This window comes from Actinophytocola glycyrrhizae, from assembly GCF_042653545.1.
Lineage (GTDB): Bacteria > Actinomycetota > Actinomycetes > Mycobacteriales > Pseudonocardiaceae > Actinophytocola > Actinophytocola glycyrrhizae.
Map to the genome: position 1 here is coordinate 86,784 of NZ_JBHSIS010000007.1, position 19,287 is coordinate 106,070.

Annotated in this window: 15 protein-coding genes; 14 read left to right on the forward strand and 1 reads right to left on the reverse strand. The window is 72.4% G+C overall.

Annotation, left to right across the window (positions count from 1 at the left end; all coding sequences use genetic code 11):
* Window positions 1–79 precede the first annotated feature (79 nt).
* On the forward strand, window positions 80–451 hold the full coding sequence (locus ACFPCV_RS16365; protein ID WP_378057031.1) for a hypothetical protein: 372 nt from the start codon (window positions 80–82) through the stop codon (window positions 449–451).
* Window positions 441–683, forward strand: coding sequence for a hypothetical protein (locus tag ACFPCV_RS16370; RefSeq protein ID WP_378057032.1), 243 nt, complete (start codon window positions 441–443; stop codon window positions 681–683). Before ACFPCV_RS16365 ends, ACFPCV_RS16370 begins: the two co-directional genes overlap by 11 nt.
* Here ACFPCV_RS16370 and ACFPCV_RS16375 read toward each other — a convergent pair.
* Window positions 612–1,505 carry a S1C family serine protease gene (locus ACFPCV_RS16375; RefSeq protein ID WP_378057033.1) on the reverse strand — a complete coding sequence of 298 codons (894 nt, stop codon included), beginning with the start codon at window positions 1,503–1,505 and terminating at the stop codon, window positions 612–614. The genes ACFPCV_RS16370 and ACFPCV_RS16375 overlap by 72 nt on opposite strands.
* Before the next feature lie 202 nt (window positions 1,506–1,707).
* On the opposite strand from ACFPCV_RS16375, the gene ACFPCV_RS16380 reads away from it, so the two are divergent.
* From ACFPCV_RS16380 to ACFPCV_RS16435, 12 genes are all read left to right on the forward strand, one after another.
* Entirely contained in the window at window positions 1,708–3,780 is a 2,073-nt protein-coding gene (locus ACFPCV_RS16380) for a S9 family peptidase (RefSeq protein ID WP_378057034.1), read from the forward strand.
* Entirely contained in the window at window positions 3,780–4,730 is a 951-nt protein-coding gene (locus ACFPCV_RS16385; protein WP_378057035.1) for an LLM class F420-dependent oxidoreductase, read from the forward strand. The genes ACFPCV_RS16380 and ACFPCV_RS16385 overlap by 1 nt, the downstream gene beginning before the upstream one ends.
* A gap of 358 nt (window positions 4,731–5,088) precedes the next feature.
* The gene (locus ACFPCV_RS16390; protein ID WP_378057036.1) at window positions 5,089–6,387 is read left to right on the forward strand and encodes a pyridoxal phosphate-dependent decarboxylase family protein; all 1,299 of its coding nucleotides are present in this window, start codon (window positions 5,089–5,091) and stop codon (window positions 6,385–6,387) included.
* Window positions 6,384–7,649: a lysine N(6)-hydroxylase/L-ornithine N(5)-oxygenase family protein gene (locus ACFPCV_RS16395; RefSeq protein WP_378057037.1), complete on the forward strand. Its 1,266-nt coding sequence runs from the start codon at window positions 6,384–6,386 to the stop codon at window positions 7,647–7,649. The genes ACFPCV_RS16390 and ACFPCV_RS16395 overlap by 4 nt, the downstream gene beginning before the upstream one ends.
* A 53-nt stretch (window positions 7,650–7,702) precedes the next feature.
* A complete protein-coding gene (locus ACFPCV_RS16400; protein ID WP_378057456.1) occupies window positions 7,703–9,394 on the forward strand; it encodes an IucA/IucC family protein in 1,692 nt (563 codons plus the stop codon).
* Window positions 9,391–10,668 (forward strand): type I glutamate--ammonia ligase, encoded by a 1,278-nt coding sequence (locus ACFPCV_RS16405; RefSeq protein WP_378057457.1) that lies wholly within the window; start codon window positions 9,391–9,393, stop codon window positions 10,666–10,668. Before ACFPCV_RS16400 ends, ACFPCV_RS16405 begins: the two co-directional genes overlap by 4 nt.
* A 48-nt stretch (window positions 10,669–10,716) precedes the next feature.
* Complete coding sequence (locus tag ACFPCV_RS16410) at window positions 10,717–11,514, forward strand: TIGR03084 family metal-binding protein (RefSeq protein WP_378057038.1); 798 nt, start codon at window positions 10,717–10,719, stop codon at window positions 11,512–11,514.
* Window positions 11,515–11,689: 175 nt separating this feature from the next.
* A complete protein-coding gene (locus ACFPCV_RS16415; RefSeq protein ID WP_378057039.1) occupies window positions 11,690–13,339 on the forward strand; it encodes an acyclic terpene utilization AtuA family protein in 1,650 nt (549 codons plus the stop codon).
* A 23-nt stretch (window positions 13,340–13,362) separates the two neighbouring features.
* On the forward strand, window positions 13,363–14,508 hold the full coding sequence (locus ACFPCV_RS16420; RefSeq protein WP_378057040.1) for an acyl-CoA dehydrogenase family protein: 1,146 nt from the start codon (window positions 13,363–13,365) through the stop codon (window positions 14,506–14,508).
* Window positions 14,505–16,112: an acyl-CoA carboxylase subunit beta gene (locus ACFPCV_RS16425; protein WP_378057041.1), complete on the forward strand. Its 1,608-nt coding sequence runs from the start codon at window positions 14,505–14,507 to the stop codon at window positions 16,110–16,112. Before ACFPCV_RS16420 ends, ACFPCV_RS16425 begins: the two co-directional genes overlap by 4 nt.
* A 5-nt stretch (window positions 16,113–16,117) precedes the next feature.
* Window positions 16,118–18,082 carry an acetyl/propionyl/methylcrotonyl-CoA carboxylase subunit alpha gene (locus tag ACFPCV_RS16430; protein WP_378057042.1) on the forward strand — a complete coding sequence of 655 codons (1,965 nt, stop codon included), beginning with the start codon at window positions 16,118–16,120 and terminating at the stop codon, window positions 18,080–18,082.
* On the forward strand, window positions 18,079–19,239 hold the full coding sequence (locus ACFPCV_RS16435) for an acyl-CoA dehydrogenase family protein (protein WP_378057043.1): 1,161 nt from the start codon (window positions 18,079–18,081) through the stop codon (window positions 19,237–19,239). Before ACFPCV_RS16430 ends, ACFPCV_RS16435 begins: the two co-directional genes overlap by 4 nt.
* The last annotated feature ends 48 nt before the right edge of the window (window positions 19,240–19,287 follow it).

Sequence of the window (19,287 nt, forward strand, 5' to 3'; positions counted from 1 at the left end):
GACGGCGCTGGGTGGGTCTCTGGGGGTGCGCCAGAGACGCTTTCCGGGCATCGGCGGACGTCGCCTACCGTGGCATGTCATGGAAACCATCGGGCTGGTGCTGGTGCTCGTCGGGTTGGGTGTGCTCGGTGGGGCCGTCGTCGGGTTGGTGCGGTTGCGGCGGGAGGTGTCCGCTGTCGAGGCCCGCGCCGTTCGGGTGGCCGAGCGGGTGAACGCGCTGCCGTCGCCGTTGACCGGTGGGTTCGGGACCGGGGACCGGCATGTGATCGTGGTCGAGCTGCTCAACCTGTTCGAGCTCGCCCACCGCGAGAGTGTGCTGACCAGGCCGTTCACCATCCTGACCCCGCGGTTGCTGCGGGACGTGGTCCACCGGAAGCTCGTCGGCAGGGTGCGGGAATCGCTGTCGGCCGCCGGGGTGGCGGCTGACGTGCGGGTGCGTCGTGCTCGCTGAGCTGGTCGTGGTCGCGGGCGCGGCGCTCCTGTTCGGCGCGCTCGTGCTCCTCCGCGAGGTCTCCGACCTGCGCAGCCGGGTCCGGCGCGTCGACTGGCTGCTCACCCGCGCGGACGTCGCGGTCGGCGAGGCCGGTCGGGCGAGCATCACGGTCGGTGGCCTACAGTTGGTCGACCACCTGCTGGGCACGGTTGCCCGGGATGGCGAAGCCGATACCGACACTGCCGGCTGACCCGCCAGGGCCCGACACCGGCGAGTAGATCGCGGAGTTGATGCCGACGACCTCACCGGCGCTGTTGAACAACGGCCCGCCCGAGTTGCCCTGGTTGATGGCCGCGTCGGTCTGGATCGCCTGGTAGGACGTCGTTCCGCCGTCGCCCTGACTGGTGAACGGGAACGGGCTCTGCTGCTGCTCCTCCGACACCGTCACCTTGCGGTCCAGCGCCGACACGATGCCGGTCGTCACGGTGCCCTGCAGCCCGCCCGGTGAACCGATGGCGATGACCTCGTCGCCGACCTCCACCTCGTCGGAGTCGCCGAACGTCGCCGCGGTCAGGTCGCTGACACCCTCGGCCTGGATCAGAGCCAGGTCGCTCGACGGGTCGGTGCCCAGCACCCTGGCGTCGACCGTGCGGCCGTCGGACAGCGTGACCGTCACGGTCGTCGCGTCGGCGACGACGTGGTTGTTCGTCAGTATCCGTCCGTCGGACGACAGGACCACGCCCGAGCCGACGCCTTCTCCGTTCTGCAGGCGCACGTTGACCTGCACGACACTGGGCAGCACCTTCTCGACGACCGCCGACACGTCGGTGCCATCGGCGCCTGCCGACGTGCTGCTGGACGTGGTGGTCGCGGGCAGGCCAATGGCCTGGGCGGCGCCGTCGCTGCCGATCAGCGCGCCGAGCGTGCCACCGAGCCCGCCCGCGACGAGGGTCGCGGCGACCACCGCGGCGACGGTGCCCCGGCGGACACGGCGCGGGGGCCGCGGCGGCACGGGCGGTGGCGGGTAGGCCGGTCCCGGGTAGGTCCACTGGGGAGTCATGTTCTCGCTCATGGGACCCACGGTGCGCCCGCGCCATGAGAGAAGCCTGTGAGAGCGCACAGGCTTGGCTGAGAGTCCGGGGCACCGCGTACCCGTGCTTTCGCCGGGTTCACGGAGAAGTTCGTCACCGGGTGGCGGCTGGTGCGAACGCCACGGCGGGAGCCGGCGAACCGACCGTGCTGAACAGGCCGCCCCGCTCCCTTAAGGTGCGGGGGTGACCAACTCTTTCCTGAGACTGCAGGCCAGGACCCAGCGCTTCACCCTCGGCACGCCCCGCGGCTTCCAGGTCTCGCCGGACGGCTCGCGTGTGCTGTTCCTGCGCTCGGCCTCCGGTGAGGACCGGCAGCACATCCTGTGGAAGCTGGACGTCGCCTCTGGTGAGGAGACGCGGCTCGCCGACCCGGAGGTGCTGCTTGGCGGGCACGAGGAGCTGTCGCCGGAGGAGCGGGCCCGGCGGGAACGCAGCCGCGAGCAGGCGGGCGGGGTGGTCGGCAACGCGACCGACGCGAACGTGCGGATCGCCGCCTTCGCGTTGTCCGGCAAGCTGTTCGTCGCCGACGCGGTGACCGGTGAGGTCCGCGAGCTGGCGACGGAGGGGCCGGTCATCGACCCGAGGCCGGACCCGACTGGCACACACGTCGCGTACGTCGCGGGTGGCGCGCTGCGGGTGGTCGCGGTCGACGGCAGCGGGGACCGGGCGATCGCCGAGCCGGACGGCCCGGACCAGGCGTGCGGGGTCGCCGAGTTCATCGCGGCCGAGGAGATGGGGCGGGCGCGCGGGTTCTGGTGGTCGCCGGACGGCACGCGGCTGCTGGTCGCGATCACCGACAAGAGCGCGGTCCGCCGGTGGCACATCGCCGACCCGGCCAACCCCGACGCCGAGCCCAACGTGGTCTCCTACCCGGCGGCGGGCACGGACAACGTGACCGTGCGGCTCGCGGTTCTGGGGCTCGACGGGTCACGGGTGGACGTCGGCCGCGGCGAGTACGAGTACCTCGTCACCGCGCACTGGAGCGGGGCAGGTCCGCTGCTGATCGCGCAGCAGCCCCGTGACCAGCGGCGCATGGAGGTGCGCGCGGTCGACGTGGCCACCGGCGCGACGACCGTGCTCGCCGAGGACTCCGACGACCGCTGGGTGGAGATCGTGCCCGGCGTGCCCGCGTGGACGGCCGACGAGCGGCTGGTGCGGGTCGCGGTCGCCGACGGCTGGAACCGGCTCGTGGTCGACGGCAAGGAGGTCACGCCGCCGGGGCTGCAGGTGCGGTCGGTGCTGGACGTCGGTGCCGACGTGCTGTTCACCGCGTCGGCGGAGGACCCGACGCAGGTGCACGTGTACCGGTGGGCCGACGACGGCGTCACCCGCTTGTCCACTTCGGACGGTGTGCACACGGCGGCGCGCGGCGGGGACGTCACGGTGCTGGCCGCGTGGTCCCTGGAGTACGCGGGACCGAAGGTGTCGGTGCTGCGGGGTGCCGACACGGTCGGTGCGGTCGCGTCGCTCGCGGTCGAGCCGCCGCTGACCCCGGACGTGCGGCTGATGACCGTCGGTGAACGGGACCTGCGGGTGGCGCTGCTGTACCCGACGGGGCACCAGCCGGGCACGAAGGTGCCGGTGCTGCTCGACCCGTACGGCGGACCGCACGCGCAGCGGGTGCTGTCCACCCGCAACTCCTACCTCGGCGCGCAGTGGCTGGCGGACCAGGGGTTCGCGGTGCTCATCGCCGACGGGCGCGGCACGCCGGGACGAGGGGCCGCGTGGGAGCGGGAGATCGCGTTCGACTTCGCAGGCGTGACGCTGGCCGACCAGGTCGACGCGCTGCAGGCGGTGGCGGCGGCCGAACCGGACCTCGACCTGTCCTCTGTGGCCATTCGCGGCTGGTCGTACGGCGGCTACCTGTCAGCGCTCGCGGTGCTGCGGCGGCCGGACGTGTTCCACGCGGCGATCGCGGGCGCCCCGGTGACCGAGTGGCGGCTCTACGACACCCACTACACCGAGCGGTATCTCGGGCACCCGGACGAGAAACCCGAGGTGTACGACCGGAACTCCCTGATCGACGACGCGCCCGCCCTGGAGCGGCCGTTGCTGATCATCCACGGGCTGGCCGACGACAACGTGGTGGTGGCGCACTCGGTGCGGCTGTCGGCGGCGCTGGTCGCGGCCGGGCGGCCGCACGCGCTGCTGCCACTGCCGGGGGTCACCCACATGACACCACAGGACGACGAGGTCGCGGAGAACTTCATGCTGATGCAGGTTCGCTGGCTGCGCACGGCGCTGGGGGTGGCGTGATGACACGCTGGGGTCTGACGTTGCCGCTCACGGGGGTGCCGCTGGCCGCGCACCGTGACCTGGTGCGATCGCTGCCGGATCTGGGTTACTCGGACGTGTGGTCCGCGGAGACCGCGGGCACGGACGCGTTCACCCCGCTCGCGCTGGCGGCGGAGTGGGCGCCGGGGCTGCGGCTGGGCACGGCGATCGCGCCGATCTACACCCGCGGCGCGGGTCTGCTGGCGATGAGCGCGGCGACGATCGCGGAGCTGGCGCCGGGCCGGTTCGTGCTCGGTGTCGGCACGTCGACACCGACGATCGTGACGAACTGGAACGCGTTGCCGTTCGAGGCGCCGTACGCGCGGTCGCGGGACACGCTGCGGTTCCTGCGGTCGGCGCTGCGCGGCGACAAGGTGACCGAGACCTACGAGACGTTCGCGGTGTCGAAGTTCCGGCTGGAGCGGCCGCCCACCCCGCCCCCGCAGGTGGTGCTGGCCGCGCTGCGGCCGGGGATGCTGCGGCTCGCGGCGCGGGAGGCCGACGGCGCGATCACGAACTGGCTGGCCCCCTCGGACGTCCCGACCGTCCGGTCGGCACTTGGCGAAGGCCCGGAGCTGGTGGCGCGGATCTTCGTGTGCCCGACGACCGACGCCGACGCGGCACGGGGGCTCGGCAGGCTGCTGATCTCCAGCTACCTGACGGTGCCGGTGTACGCGGCGTTCCACGAGTGGCTCGGCCGCGGCGACGCGCTGCGCCCCATGAACGAGGCGTGGGCGGCAGGCGACCGCGCGGCGGCGAACGCGGCCATCACCGACGAGGTCGTCGACGAGCTGATCGTGCACGGACCGCCGGAGAAGTGCCGGGAACGGGTCGCGGAGTACGTCGAGCAGGGCCTGACCACCCCGGTGATCTCGATCCTCCCGACCGGCGACGACCCGTCGGACCTGGTGCGCGCGCTGGGCCGCGCCTGACTCCCGACGCAACCGGCCGCCTGCCCTGAAAGGCGCGTTCAGGACGCTGAGCGCCCTGAACGCGCCTTTCAGGGCAGCGAAGCCACCCCGTGGAGTGCCGGAGGCCGCCGGAGGTATCTGCTCGGTTTCGCGGGGTGCGGCATGCGACGCTGGGGGCTCGGTGTCGTGCCAGGGAGGCTCGGGTGGCGACGGTGGCTCAGCCGGGCAGGGGCGGTGTCTGCCGCCGGATGGCGCAGTGGCGTGCCCGGCATGTGACCGGATGCCCGGATCGGCGCGTCGGCCGCCACCGTGTCACCGGCCGCCACCTGGAGGTCAAGTATTCTGCACCTCTAGTTAGGCTTACCTAAGAAGGAGTCCCATGCTGGCCAGTTCCGCGTCGGTTCGTGATCTCGTCACGGTGGCACTCGACGCCATGGCCGGGGCCGCTCCGGACCGGCCCGTGCCGCCCGGCGGGCCCGCCGCGGTGGCCGCGGCGCTCGACGTCGACCTGCTGCCGGACACCGGGATCGGGGAGAAGGCGGCGCTCGACCAGCTCACCCGGCTCCTCGTCCTCGGCTCGGTCGACCCGGCCCACCCCTGGTGCGCCGCGCACCTGCACGGGCCGCCGCTCGCCGTGTCGGCCGCCGCGGATCTCGTCGCCAGCATCCTCAACCCCTCCATGGACTCCTGGGACCAGGCGCCCATCGCCAGTGAGCTCGAGGCCGCGCTGACGACCGCCCTCGCCCGGCTCGCCGGGCACACCGCCGCGGTGATGACCAGTGGTGGCACCGAATCCAACCTCCTCGGGCTCCTCCTCGCCCGCGAGGCACACGGCACGGTCCAGGCCGTCTGCGGACGCAACGCCCACCACAGCATCGCCCGCGCCGCCTGGCTGCTCGGGCTGCCCGCACCGCTGCTCGTCGACTGCGCGGACGGGCGCATGCGCGTCGACCACCTCCGCGCCACGCTCGCCGGGCTCGACCGGCCCTCGGTCGTGTTCGCCACCGCGGGCACCACCGACACCGGCGCCATCGACCCGATCGCGGACATCCGTGCCGCCGCACCGGAGTCCTGGCTGCACGTCGACGCCGCGTACGGGGGCGCGGTCCTGTTCAGCGACCGGCTCGCGCCACTGCTCGACGGGGTCGCCGATGCCGACTCGGTCGCCGTCGACCTGCACAAGTTCGGCTGGCAGCCGATCGCGGCGGGGGTGCTCGCCACCAGCAGGCCGCTCACCGCGCTGGACGTCCGGGCCGACTACCTCAACCCCGAGGACGACACCGACGCCGGGCTGCCCGACCTGCTCGGCCGGTCGCTGCGCACGTCGCGGCGGCCGGACGCGTTCAAGATCGCCGTGACCCTGCGCGCGCTGGGGCGGCGGGGGATGGGCGCGCTCGTCGAGCACTGCTGCGCGGTCGCCGGTGCGGTCGCCGACCTGGTCGAGCGGCACCCGCGACTGGAGCTGCTGGCCCGGCCCGAACTGTCCACTGTGGTCTTCCGGCCGGTCGGCGCTACCGACGACGCCGTCGCCGCCGTGCGGCGGCGGCTGCTCGAGGACGGCACCGCCGTGCTCGGCCGCGCCACCGTCGACGGGCGGGTGTGGCTCAAGCTGACCCTGTTGCGCCCCGCCGCGACCGCCGACGAGTACGCCGGTCTTCTCGACCTGGTCGCGTCGTGATCGAGGGCCCCTTCGACCTCGTCGGCGTCGGCGTCGGCCCCGCCAACCTCTCGCTCGCGGCGCTCGCCGACCCGCTCGACGGGCTGCACACCGCGTTCTTCGAACGGGAGAGCGCGTTCCGCTGGCACCCCGGCCTGATGATCGACGGCGCCTTCCTGCAGGTGCCCTTCCTCGCCGACCTGGTGTCCCTCGTGGACCCGACGAGCCAGCTGTCGTTCCTGTCCTACCTGCGTGCGCGCGAGCGGCTGTACCCGTTCTACTTCGCGGAGAAGTTCCACATCCCGCGCACCGAGTACGCCGACTACTGCGCGTGGGTCAGCAGGCGGCTGCCCAACCTGCGGTTCGACCAGTCCGTCCGCGCCATCCGGTGGTCCGGGGTGGACGACGCGTTCGAGCTGGACGTCGCGCCAGCCGGGCGGGTGCTGGCCCGCAACGTGGTGCTTGGCGTCGGCACCGAGCCGAAGATGCCCGCGCCACTGGCACCGTTCGCCGTGCACTCCGCCGACTACCTCCCGGCACGGGAACGGCTCGTCGCCACCAGGGACGTGACCGTGGTCGGGTCCGGGCAGTCCGGCGCCGAGGTGTTCCTCGACCTGCTGCGCGCACGGCAGGCCGGGCAGGGCAGGCTGCGCTGGCTGACCAGGACCCCGGCGTTCGCGCCGATGGAGTACTCCAAGCTGGGGCTCGAGCAGTTCACCCCCGACTACACGCGGTTCTTCCACGGCCTCGACGAGCCGACCCGGGACCGGCTCGTGCCCGCGCAGTGGCAGCTGTACAAGGCGATCAGCGCCGAGACCATCGCCGAGATCTTCGACGAGCTGTACCAGCGGACCGTCGGCGGCGGCTGGCCCGACGTCGTGCTCGCACCCGGGGTCGAGGTCACCGCCGCCACGAAGGAGGGCGCTGGTGTCGAGCTGTCGCTGCGGCACGTGCAGCAGGGTGGGCACGCGACCGTCACCACCGACGCGATCGTGTGCGCGACCGGCTACCAGGAACGGGATCTCACCGGCCTGCTCGGTCCACTCGGGACGGAACTCGACCGGGACGCGGCCGGGCGGCTGGTCGTCGACGCCGACTACCGCGTCGGCACCGCCACCCGGGGCTCGCTCTACGTGCAGAACGCCGAGCGGCACACGCACGGTGTCGGCGCGCCGGACCTCGGGCTCATCGCGTGGCGGGCGGCGACGATCCTGAACTCGGTGTGCGGCAAGAAGGTCTACCCGCTGCCGGAGCGGACCGCGTTCACCACCTTCGGATTGTGAGGACTCCAGTGCTGACGACCTGGCGGCAGGCCGGTGCCCTGATCACGCACAAGATGCTCGGCGAGCTGAGCTACGAGGGCCTGTTCGTGCCCACTGTGGACGGTGGGGAGCACGTGCTCGCCCTGCCCGGCGTGACCTACCGGTTTCGAGCGCGGCGGGGCGCGTTCGAGACGTGGCACGTCGAGCCCGGCAGCGCCACCCGCGACGGCGAACCCGCCTGGGACCCGAGGCAGCTCGTGGTCGACGCGCGTGAACAGCTGGGGCTGACGGGTCTGCGGCTCGCGGACGTGCTGAGCGAGCTGACCGCGACCGTCGCCAACGAGGCCGCGCGGCTCGCGCACGCACCGACCGCGGCCGAGTTGGTCGCCATGGACTACGACCACGCCGACGGCCACCTCACCGGGCATCCCCGGCTGGTGCTCAACAAGGGCCGGGTCGGGTTCTCCGCGCGGGACCGCGAGGTCTACGCACCCGAGGCGGGCAGGGCGTTCCCGCTGCGGTGGTTCGCCGTGCACCGCGACTTCGCGTCGTTCAAGTGCACAGCCGAGCTGTCGGAGGAACAGCTGCTGGCCGAGGAACTCGGCGACCGGCTGGCCGAGTTCCGGGCCGGTCTGTCCGCACCGGAGGACTACGTGCTGGTGCCGGTGCACCCGTGGCAGGCCGACGAGATCATCGGCACGCTCTACGCGGCCGAGCTGGCGGCGGGCACCGTCGTGCCGGTCGGCGAGAGCCGCGACACCTACCTGCCGCACCAGACCATTCGCACGCTCGCCAACGTCACGCACCCGACGCGCCGCGACGTGAAGACCGCGGTGTCGGTGCGCAACACGCTCGTCTACCGGGGCCTCGCCCAGGCGGCCACGCTGGCCGCGCCCGCGGTGACGACGTGGCTGCGCACGATCAGCGCGGCGGATCCGTTGCTGGACAAGGAGTACCGTTTCGAGCTGCTCGGCGAGATCGCGAGCGTCTCGGTGAAACACCCGCTGCTCGGCCACATCGAGGAGCTGCCGTACCGGTTCCACGAGACGCTCGGCGCGTTGTGGCGGGAACCGTTGCGCACCCGCGTCGGGCCGGGAGAGCGGGCGCTGTCGTTCGCCGCGCTGCCCTACCGCGGCCCGGACGGCGAGGCGGTGATCACCCGGCTGATCCGGGAGTCCGGTGTGGACACCGGGGAGTGGCTGCGCGCCTGGCTCGACCTGTTCCTCACCCCGCTGCTGCACTGGCTGCTGCGCTACGGCGTCGGGTTCTGCCCGCACGGCCAGAACCTGATCCTGATCACCGACGGGCGCGGGCTCCCGGCGCGGGTCGCGATCAAGGACTTCGCGCAGGGCGTGGACCTGCTCGACGAGGAGCTGCCGGAGTACGCGACGCTCGCGCCGGAGGCGAACGCGGACATGCTGCGGTGGGCACCGCACCTGCTGGCGCAGTCGCTGTTCAGCTCCGTCTTCGCCGGTCAGCTGCGGTTCCTGGCCGAGGTCCTGTTCGAGGATCTCGGCTACCCGAGGGCCGCGCTGTGGGCGAAGGTCCGCGAGATCGTGCGCCGCTACCGCGACGAGCACCCGGAGAGCGCGGCCCGGTTCGACGCCTGCCTGCTGTTCGCGCCGGACGTCGAGCGCGTCACCCTCAACCGCGAACACCTCGCGGGGCAGGGGTTCGACAAGGTCGACAGGGACGACGAGTTCGACGTCCGCTTCGGCCGCGCCAGGAACCCGCTCGCCGCACCGGATCCGGACGGCGCGTGGTGATCGTCAACCCGCGGCCGCGCGGCCCCCGCACGCTGGCGGCCCGCGCGTCGGTCGCGGAGACCGTCGCCGGGCAGTTGCGGGCCAGGATCGACGAGGGCACCGTGCGGCACGTGACGCTGCTGGTGCCCGACCCGCACGCCCGGTTCGCGGCGGTCGAACTCGGTGCCCGGTTCTTCGCCGACACCGTCCTCGCCGACGGGTACGGGCTCTGCACGTACGCGTTCGCGTGGAACCCGGAACGGGTGGCCGTGGCGGCACCGGTGTTCGAGCCGTACACGTCGACCTACGGCGACCTGCGCCTGCGGCCCGACCTGTGCTCGACGCTGCCGGACGGCCCCGACGGGGTGTTCGTCGTGTGCGACGCGGAGGACGTCGGGTTCGCGCCCCGCACGGTGCTGCGGCGCCAGGTCGCCCTGGCGGAGTCGGCCGGTTTCGTGCCCTCGGCGGGCATCGAACACGAGGTCACGTTCACCACACCGGCCGGCGAGCCGCTCGTCGCCGACGGCCTCGACTACGCGGTGGGTGGGCTGAACCCGTTGCGCCCCTTGCTGTCCGCCGTCCGCTCCGCGGTGGCCGACCTGGGGGTGGAGTCGCTGCGGGGCGAGTGCCACCCCGGTCAGTACGAGGTCGTGCTCGGTCACCGCGACGCCGTCGCCGCCTGCGACGACGCGTTGTTGCAGCAGCTCATCGTGCGCCGGGTCGCGGCGGAGCACGGTGTGCGGGCCGGGTACCTCGCGGCGGAGCGGCCGGGAGCGGGCAGCTCGTGTCACGTGCACATCTCACTGTCCTCAGCGGACGGGTTCCCGCTGGAGCACTTCATCGCCGGGGTGCTGCGTGCGGCCCCGGAGCTGACCCCGTTCTGGGCGCCGACGTGGAACTCCTACGTCCGGCTGCGGACCGCCGACTTCTCGCCGAGGGTGGTGCGGTGGGGAGTCGACGACCGGACGGCGTCGGTCCGCGTGGCCGGGACCGGGCCGTCGACCCGCGCCGAGGTCCGGTTCGCGGGCGCCGACGCGCAGCCGCACCTGGTCGTGGCCGCGATCCTGGCGGCCGGGTTGTGGGGGATCCGCGAGGAGCTGTCGCCACCGGGGCCGGGGGAGCTGCCCGCGACACCGTGGCAGGCCCGTGCGGTGCTGGCGTCCTCGGAGCTGGCGCGGCGGCTGCTGGGGGAGCCGGTGGTCGAGGCCCAGCTCGCGCACCTCGACGAGGAGATCGCGGCGGGCTGCGACACGGTCACCGACTGGCAGCGGCACCGGGGTGACCTGCGCCGGTAAAAACAAGCATGCTTGCTTGATTGCGACGCGCGTGCCATCGTGGAGCGCGTGGTGGAGCTGAACGCCCTTGTCGCTGACCTGCGTGCCGAGGGTGCCGAGATCGAAGCGCTGGTGCGGGACCTGCCCGCGGACGGCTGGGCGCGGCCGACGCCCGCCGATGGGTGGACGGTCGCGCACCAGGTCGCGCACCTCGCCTGGACCGACGAGCGGGCGCTGCTCGCGGCGACCGACCCGGAGGGCTTCCAGGCGGAGTTCGCCGAGTACGCGGCGCGGGCCGGGGCGGGCCTCGACAAGGTGGTCGACGCCGAGGCGGGCAAGGCGGCGACGCGCCCCGACCTGCTGGAGTGGTGGCGTGCGGGCCGGGAGAAGCTCGCCGAGACGCTGCTGAGCGTGCCAGCCGGGACGAAACTGCCGTGGTACGGCCCGCCCATGTCGGCGGCCTCGATGGCGACGGCCCGGCTGATGGAGACGTGGGCGCACGGCCAGGACGTCGCCGACGGGCTCGGTGTGCGGCGGACCCCGACCGCGCGGCTGCGGCACGTCGCGCACATCGGCGTGCGGACCAGGGACTTCGCCTACCTCGTGCGGAACCTGCCGGTGCCTGCCGAGCCGTTCCGGGTGGAGCTGCTCGGGCCCGGCGGCGACCTGTGGACGTGGGGTCCCGAGGACGCCGCGCAGCGGGTGACCGGGCCCGCGCTGGAGTTCTGCCTGCTGGTCACGCAGCGCGTGCACCGCGGCGACACGGCCCTCGTCGCGGTCGGGGCCGACGCGGACGCGTGGCTGGACATCGCGCAGACGTTCGCGGGGCCGCCCGGCACGGGCCGCGAGATCGGGAGCCGGGGATGAGCGCGGGCCTGGCCCTCGGCCCCCGGATCCACGCTACCGGCAGGCACCGACAGTTCCGGTCGGGTGCGGGCGGGTTGTCCACAGTCCCGACTTTGTCCACAGGCGCGGTCCGCGTGTGCTCAGGACTGTCGGTGCCCTGCCGTAGCGTTGAACCGGGGGCCGGAGGCCAACCCTCATGATTCGTGTCGGGAACGCGTCCGGGTTCTACGGGGACCGGTTCGCCGCCGTGCGGGAGATGCTCACCGGCGGCCCGCTCGACTACCTCACCGGCGACTACCTCGCCGAGCTGACCATGCTCATCCTCGGCCGGGACCGGATGAAGGACCCCGCCCGCGGGTACGCGCGAACCTTCCTCCGCCAGCTCGAGGACACCCTCGACCTGGCACTGGAGCGCGGCGTCCGGATCGTCACCAACGCGGGCGGGCTGAACCCCGCCGGGCTCGCCGCCGCCATCCGGGAGCTGAACCCGCGGGTCAGGGTCGCCCACGTCGAAGGGGACGACCTGCGCTCACACGGGTTCGACGGCGCGCTGACCGCCAACGCCTACCTCGGCTGCTGGGGCATCGTCGAGTGCCTGAACGCCGGGGCCGACGTCGTGGTCACCGGCCGGGTCACCGACGCGTCGCTGGTCGTCGCGCCCGCCGCGCACCACTTCGGGTGGGGTCGTGACCACTTCGACCGGCTCGCCGGGGCCACCGTCGCCGGGCACGTCATCGAGTGCGGGACACAGGCGACCGGCGGCAACTTCGCGTTCTTCACCGAGATCCCCGACCTCACCCACCCCGGGTTCCCGATCGCCGAGATCGCCGAGGACGGGTCGTCGGTCATCACCAAGCACGACGGGACCGGCGGCGCCGTCACCGTCGACACCGTCAAGGCCCAGCTCCTGTACGAGATCGCCGGGCCGCGCTACCTCGGCCCCGACGTGACCAGCCGGTTCGACACGGTCACCCTCACCCAGGACGGGCCGGACCGGGTCGCGATCGCCGGGGTCACCGGGGAGGCGCCACCGGACACGCTCAAGGTGTGCGTCAACACCCTCGACGGCTTCCGCAACGGCATGACATTCGTCCTGTGTGGACTCGACATCGACGGCAAGGCCACGCTGGCCCGCAAGCAGCTCGTCGCCGCCATCGGCGCGGACGGTCTGGAATGGACGCTCGCGCGGACCGACCACGTCGACGCCGACACCGAGGAGGCCGCGTCCGCGCTCCTCCACGTCACCATCCACACCCCGGACCCCAAGCGTGCCAAGGCGTTCTCGCGGGCCGCGGTCGAGCTGGCACTCGCGTCCTACCCCGGCTTCACCCTCACCTCGCCGCCCGGCGACGGTTCGCCCGTCGGCGTGTACCGGCCGGAGTACGTGCCGCAGGACGCGGTCGAGCACGTCGCCGTGCTGCCCGACGGGACCCGCACGGCGATCGCGCCACCGGCCGTCACCGCCGTCGCTCCCGTGCCGGTCCCGGACGAGACCAGCCCGGTGCCCGGTGGGCCGGCGAAACGGGTGCCGCTCGGCACGATCGTCGGCGCCCGCTCCGGCGACAAGGGCGGCGACGCCAACCTCGGCGTGTGGGTGCGCGACCCGGCCGCCTACCCGTGGCTCGCCGCCGAGCTGACCGTCGACCGGATCCGCGAACTGCTGCCCGAGGCCAAGGAACTCGACATCGACCGGCACCCGCTGCCGAACCTCAACGCGATCAACTTCGTGCTGCACGGTCTGCTCGGCAAGGGCGTCGCCGCGTCGTCCCGGTTCGACCCGCAGGCCAAGTCGCTCGGCGAGTGGCTGCGGTCGCGGTACGTGGACATCCCGGAGGATCTCCTGTGAGCGGAGCGAACCATTGGGGCACTGTGAACGCCTTCGACACGCCGGAACGCAGGGCGCTGCGCGAGACGACACGGCGCTTTGTCGAGAAAGAGGTACGGCCACATCTCGACCAGTGGGAGCGTGCCGGCGAGCTGCCGCGCGACCTGCACCGCAAGGCCGGTGAGCTGGGGCTGCTCGGTGTCGCGTTCCCGGAGAGTGTCGGCGGCGGGGGCGGGGACGTCATCGACGCCACCGTCGTCACCGAGGAGGTGCACTACGCGGGCGGCTCCGGCGGGCTCGTCGCCGCCCTGTTCACCGCCGGCATCGCGTTGCCGCACATCGTCACCGCCGGCGACCCCGGCCACATCGGGCGATGGGTCGGGCCCACCCTGGCCGGGGAGCTGATCGGCGCGCTCGCGGTCACCGAACCCGACGGCGGTTCCGACGTCGCGAACGTGCGCACCACCGCCAAGCTCGATGGCGACCACTACATCGTCAACGGCGCCAAGACGTTCATCACCTCCGGGGTCCGCGCCGACTTCGTGACCACGGTCGTGCGCACCGGCGGCGAAGGCGCCCACGGGTTGTCGCTGCTGGTGGTGGAGCGGGGCACGCCCGGCTTCACGGTCACCCGCAAGCTCGACAAGATGGGCTGGCACTGCTCCGACACCGCCGAGCTGTCCTACGTGGACGTCCGCGTCCCGGCGAAGAACCTGGTCGGCGCAGAGGGCCAGGGCTTCGCGCAGGTCGCGACCCACTTCGTCACCGAACGGCTCGCGCTCGCCGTCCAGGGCTACGCCACCGCGCAACGCGCGCTCGACCTGACCGTCGAGTGGTGCCGCATCAGGGAGACCTTCGGGCGCCCGCTCATCTCGCGGCAGGTGGTGCAGCACAAGCTGACCGAGATGGCACGGCGCGTCGACGTCGCCCGCACCTACACCCGCGACGTCGCGCTCCGGCACGCGGCGGGTGAGCAGGTGATCGCGCAGGCGTGCTTCGCGAAGAACACCGCCGTGGAGACCGGTGAGTGGGTCGTCAACGAGGCCGTGCAGCTGCACGGCGGGCTCGGCTACCTGCGTGAGTCCGAAGTGGAGCGCCACTACCGGGATGTCCGCATCCTCGGCATCGGCGGTGGCACGAACGAGATCCTGACCGGTCTGGCCGCGAAAGTGCTGGGATACCATCGATGAGCAGGCTCAACTCCGTTGTGGACACGACGTCCACCGAGCACAAGGCCAACCGTGCGGCCATGCTCGACAAGCTCGCCGAGATCGAGGCCGAGCACGCGAAGGCGGTCGCGGGCGGTGGCGACAAGTACGTCGAGCGGCACCGCAAGCGCGGCAAGCTGCTCGTCCGCGAGCGCATCGAGCTGCTGCTCGACCAGGACTCGCCGTTCCTGGAGCTGTCGCCGCTCGCCGCGTGGGGCACCGACTACAAGGTCGGCGCCAGCGTGGTCACCGGCATCGGTGTCGTCGAGGGCGTCGAGTGCCTGATCAGCGGCAGCGACCCGACGGTCAAGGGCGGCGCGAGCAACCCGTGGACCACCAGGAAGTCGTTCCGCGCCGCGGACATCGCCGCGCAGAACCGGCTGCCGACGATCAACCTCGTCGAGTCCGGCGGCGCGGATCTCCCGACGCAGAAGGAGATCTTCATCCCGGGCGGCCGGATCTTCCGCGACATCACGCGTGCGTCCGCTGCCGGGTGCCCGACCGTAGCGCTGGTGTTCGGCAACTCCACCGCGGGTGGCGCGTACCTGCCGGGCATGTCCGACTACGTGGTGATGGTCAAAGAACGCGCGAAGGTGTTCCTCGGCGGGCCGCCGCTGGTGAAGATGGCGACCGGTGAGGAGTCCGACGACGAGTCGCTCGGCGGCGCGGAGATGCACGCCCGCACGTCCGGGCTCGCCGACTACCTGGCCGTCGACGAGGAGGACGCGATCCGCATCGGTCGCCGGATCGTCGCGCGGCTCAACTGGCGCAAGCAGGGCCCGGTGCCCGCGAGTGACTACGGTGAACCGCTCTACGACGCCGAGGACCTGCTCGGCATCGTGCCAACCGACCTCAAGGTGCCGTTCGACCCGAGGGACGTGATCGCCCGCGTCGTCGACGGCTCCGACTTCGACGAGTTCAAGCCCCTGTACGGCACGAGCCTGGTCACCGGCTGGGCGCAGGTGCACGGCTACCCGGTCGGCATCCTCGCCAACGCACGCGGCGTGCTGTTCAGCGAGGAGTCGCAGAAGGCCGCGCAGTTCATCCAGCTCGCCAACCAGATCGACACGCCGCTGCTGTTCCTGCACAACACGACCGGCTACATGGTCGGCAGGGAGTACGAGCAGGGCGGCATCATCAAGCACGGCGCGATGATGATCAACGCGGTGTCGAACTCGAAGGTGCCGCACATCTCGGTCCTGATGGGCGCGTCCTACGGCGCGGGGCACTACGGGATGTGCGGCCGAGCCTACGACCCGAGGTTCCTGTTCGCGTGGCCGAGCGCCAAGTCGGCGGTCATGGGGCCGCAGCAGCTCGCGGGTGTGCTGTCCATCGTGGCCAGGCAGGCCGCCGCGAGCCGGGGCCAGGAGTACAACGAGGAGCACGACGCCGCGATGCGGACCATGGTGGAGAACCAGATCGAGGCCGAGTCGCTGCCGATGTTCCTGTCGGGCATGCTCTACGACGACGGCATCATCGACCCGCGCGACACCCGCACGGTGCTCGGCATGAGCCTGTCCGCGATCCACAACGGACCTGTCGGCGGCGTCGGCAACGCCGGTGGCTTCGGCGTCTTCCGGATGTGAGCGGGATGATCACGACACTGCTCGTCGCGAACCGGGGCGAGATCGCCCGCCGGGTGTTCCGCACCTGCCGCACACTGGGGATCGCCACCGTCGCCGTGTTCTCCGACGCCGACGCCGACGCGCCACACGTGCGCGAGGCGGACGCGGCGGTGCGGCTGCCCGGCGTCTCACCCACGGACACGTATCTGCGGGCCGACCTGATCATCGACGCCGCCCGCGAGTCCGGCGCGGACGCCGTGCACCCAGGTTACGGCTTCCTGTCGGAGAACGCCGCCTTCGCCCGCGCCGTCGCCGAGGCCGGTCTCACCTGGGTCGGGCCGACGCCGGCGGCCATCGAACGGATGGGCTCCAAGATCGAGTCCAAGGCGCTCATGGCCGACGCCGGGGTGCCGACGCTGTCCGGGCTCGACCCGTCGGCGATCACCGAGGCCGACCTGCCGGTGCTGGTCAAGGCGTCCGCGGGTGGTGGCGGCCGCGGCATGCGGGTGGTCCGGTCGCTCGCCGAACTCCGGTCCCAGGTGGAGGGCGCGCGTGCCGAGGCGGCGTCGGCGTTCGGCGACGACACCGTGTTCGTCGAGCCCTACCTGGCGACCGGCAGGCACATCGAGGTCCAGGTGATGTGCGACCGGCACGGCACGGTGTGGGCGGTCGGCGAGCGCGAGTGCTCGATCCAGCGCCGTCACCAGAAGATCGTGGAGGAGTCGCCCTCGCCGCTGGTCGAGCGGGTCGCCGGGATGCGCGAGGAGTTGTTCGCCGCTGCCCGCGACGCCGCGAAGGCGATCGGGTACGTCGGCGCGGGCACCGTCGAGTTCCTCGCCGACGAGAACGGCCGGTTCTACTTCCTGGAGATGAACACGCGCCTGCAGGTCGAACACCCGGTCACCGAGTGCGTGACCGGCCTCGACCTGGTCGGCCTGCAGATCGGGGTGGCGGAAGGGCGGCCGCTCCCGGCAGGCCCGCCGCCGTCGCAGGGACACGCGATCGAGGTCCGGCTCTACGCGGAGGATCCGGCCGCCGACTGGCGCCCCCACAGCGGCACCCTGCACCGGTTCGAGGTGCCGGGGGTGTCTTCGACGTTCACCGTGCCGTTGGGCACGGGCATCCGGCTCGATTCCGGTGTGGACAGTGGAACCGCGATCTCCCCGCACTACGACCCGATGCTCGCCAAGGTGATCTCGGTGGCGCCGACCAGGGACGTCGCGGCTCGCGCGCTGGCCGCCGCGCTCACCAGGGCGAAGGTGCACGGCGTCACCACGAACCGCGACCTGCTCGTCAACATCCTCTGCCACCCGGCGTTCCTGGCCGGGGAGACGGACACGGCGTTCTTCGAGCGGCACGGCCTCGACGCGCTCGCCACCCCGCTCGCCACCGGGCCGACGGTCCGGCTGTCGGCGCTCGCGGCGGCACTGGCCGACGCCGCCGCGAACCGTGCCGGTGCGAAGGTGCTCGGCCGGCTCCCCAGCGGGTGGCGCAACGTGGTGGCGACCCCGCAGCGCAAACGTTTCACCGTGGGGGACACCGAGCACGAGGTCACGTACCGCCTCGGCCGCGACGGCCTGGTCGGCCACGACGGCGTGCGGCTCGTCGAGGCCACCCCGGCCTCGGTGGTCCTGGAGGTCGAGGGTCTGCGGCGCCGGTTCACGGTCGCCGCGTACCCTGGGTTGTCCTGTGTGGACTCCCCGTTCGGGTCGGTCGCGCTGGTGCCGGTGGAGCGGTTCGCCGACCCGGCCGCGCAGGTCGCGGCGGGCTCGCTGCTCGCACCGATGCCCGGCACGGTCGTGCGGGTCGCGGTCGAGCAGGGCGAGAAGGTCACCGAGGGCCAGCCGCTGCTGTGGCTGGAAGCGATGAAGATGCAGCACCAGATCAACGCCCCCGCCGACGGCGTGGTCACCGAACTCGGTGTCACCGCGGGGGACCAAGTGGAGGTCGGCCGGGTCCTGGCCGTGGTCGGTGTCGAGGAGGAAGCATGACCGGGTTCAGCGAGACCGAGGAACGCCAGGCACTGCGAGCGGCGGTGTCCGACCTCGGCAGGCGTTACGGCGGCGACTGGTTCCTGAAGAGGGCCCGCGCGGGCGAGAAGTCCACCGAGCTGTGGGACGAGGCGGGCAAGCTGGGCTACCTCGGCGTGAACGTGCCAGAGGAGTACGGCGGCGGAGGCGGCAACATCGGCGACCTCGCGGCGGTGGCCGAGGAGCTGTCCGCGCAGGGCTGCGGGCTGCTGCTGATGGTGGTGTCCCCGGCGATCTGCGCGACGATCATCAGCCGCTTCGGCACGGACGCGCAGAAGCAGGAGTGGCTGCCGAGGTTCGCCGACGGCTCACTGCGCATGGCGTTCGCGATCACCGAGCCGGACGCGGGCTCCAACTCCCACAAGATCACCACCACGGCCCGCCGCGACGGCGACGACTGGGTCCTCAACGGCCGCAAGGTGTTCATCTCCGGGGTGGACGAGGCCGCGGCGGTACTGGTCGTCGGCCGCACGGAGGACGCGAGGACGGGCAAGCTGAAGCCCGCCCTGTTCATCGTCCCCACCGACACCCCCGGCTTGGAGTACCAGCCGATCGAGATGGACATCGTCTCGCCGGACAAGCAGTTCATGCTGTTCCTCGACGACGTGCGCCTGCCGGCCGACGCGCTCGTCGGCTCACAGGACGCGGCGCTGCTGCAGTTGTTCGCCGGACTGAACCCGGAACGGATCATGGCCGCGTCGTTCGCGATCGGCATGGGCCGCTACGCACTGGACAAGGCCGTCGACTACGTGAAGTCCCGGCAGGTGTGGAGCACCCCGATCGGCGCACACCAGGGCGTCGCGCACCCGCTGGCCGAGGCGAAGATCCAGCTCGAGCTGGCGAAGGTGATGACGCAGAAGGCGGCGGCCCTGTACGACGCCGGCGACGACATGGGTGCGGGCGAGGCCGCGAACATGGCGAAGTACGCGGCGGCGGAGGCATCGATCAAGGCGGTCGACACGGCGGTCCAGGTGCACGGCGGCAACGGCCTGACCGCCGAGTACGGCCTCGGCGCTCTGGTGTCGGCCGCGCGGGTGAACCGGATCGCGCCGGTGAGCCGCGAGATGATCCTCAACTTCGTGGCCCAGAACACACTGGGCCTGCCGAAGTCCTACTAGCCTAGTCCGCCTCCCCGGATTTTGAAGTGTTGGTCTCGACCCGGCGAC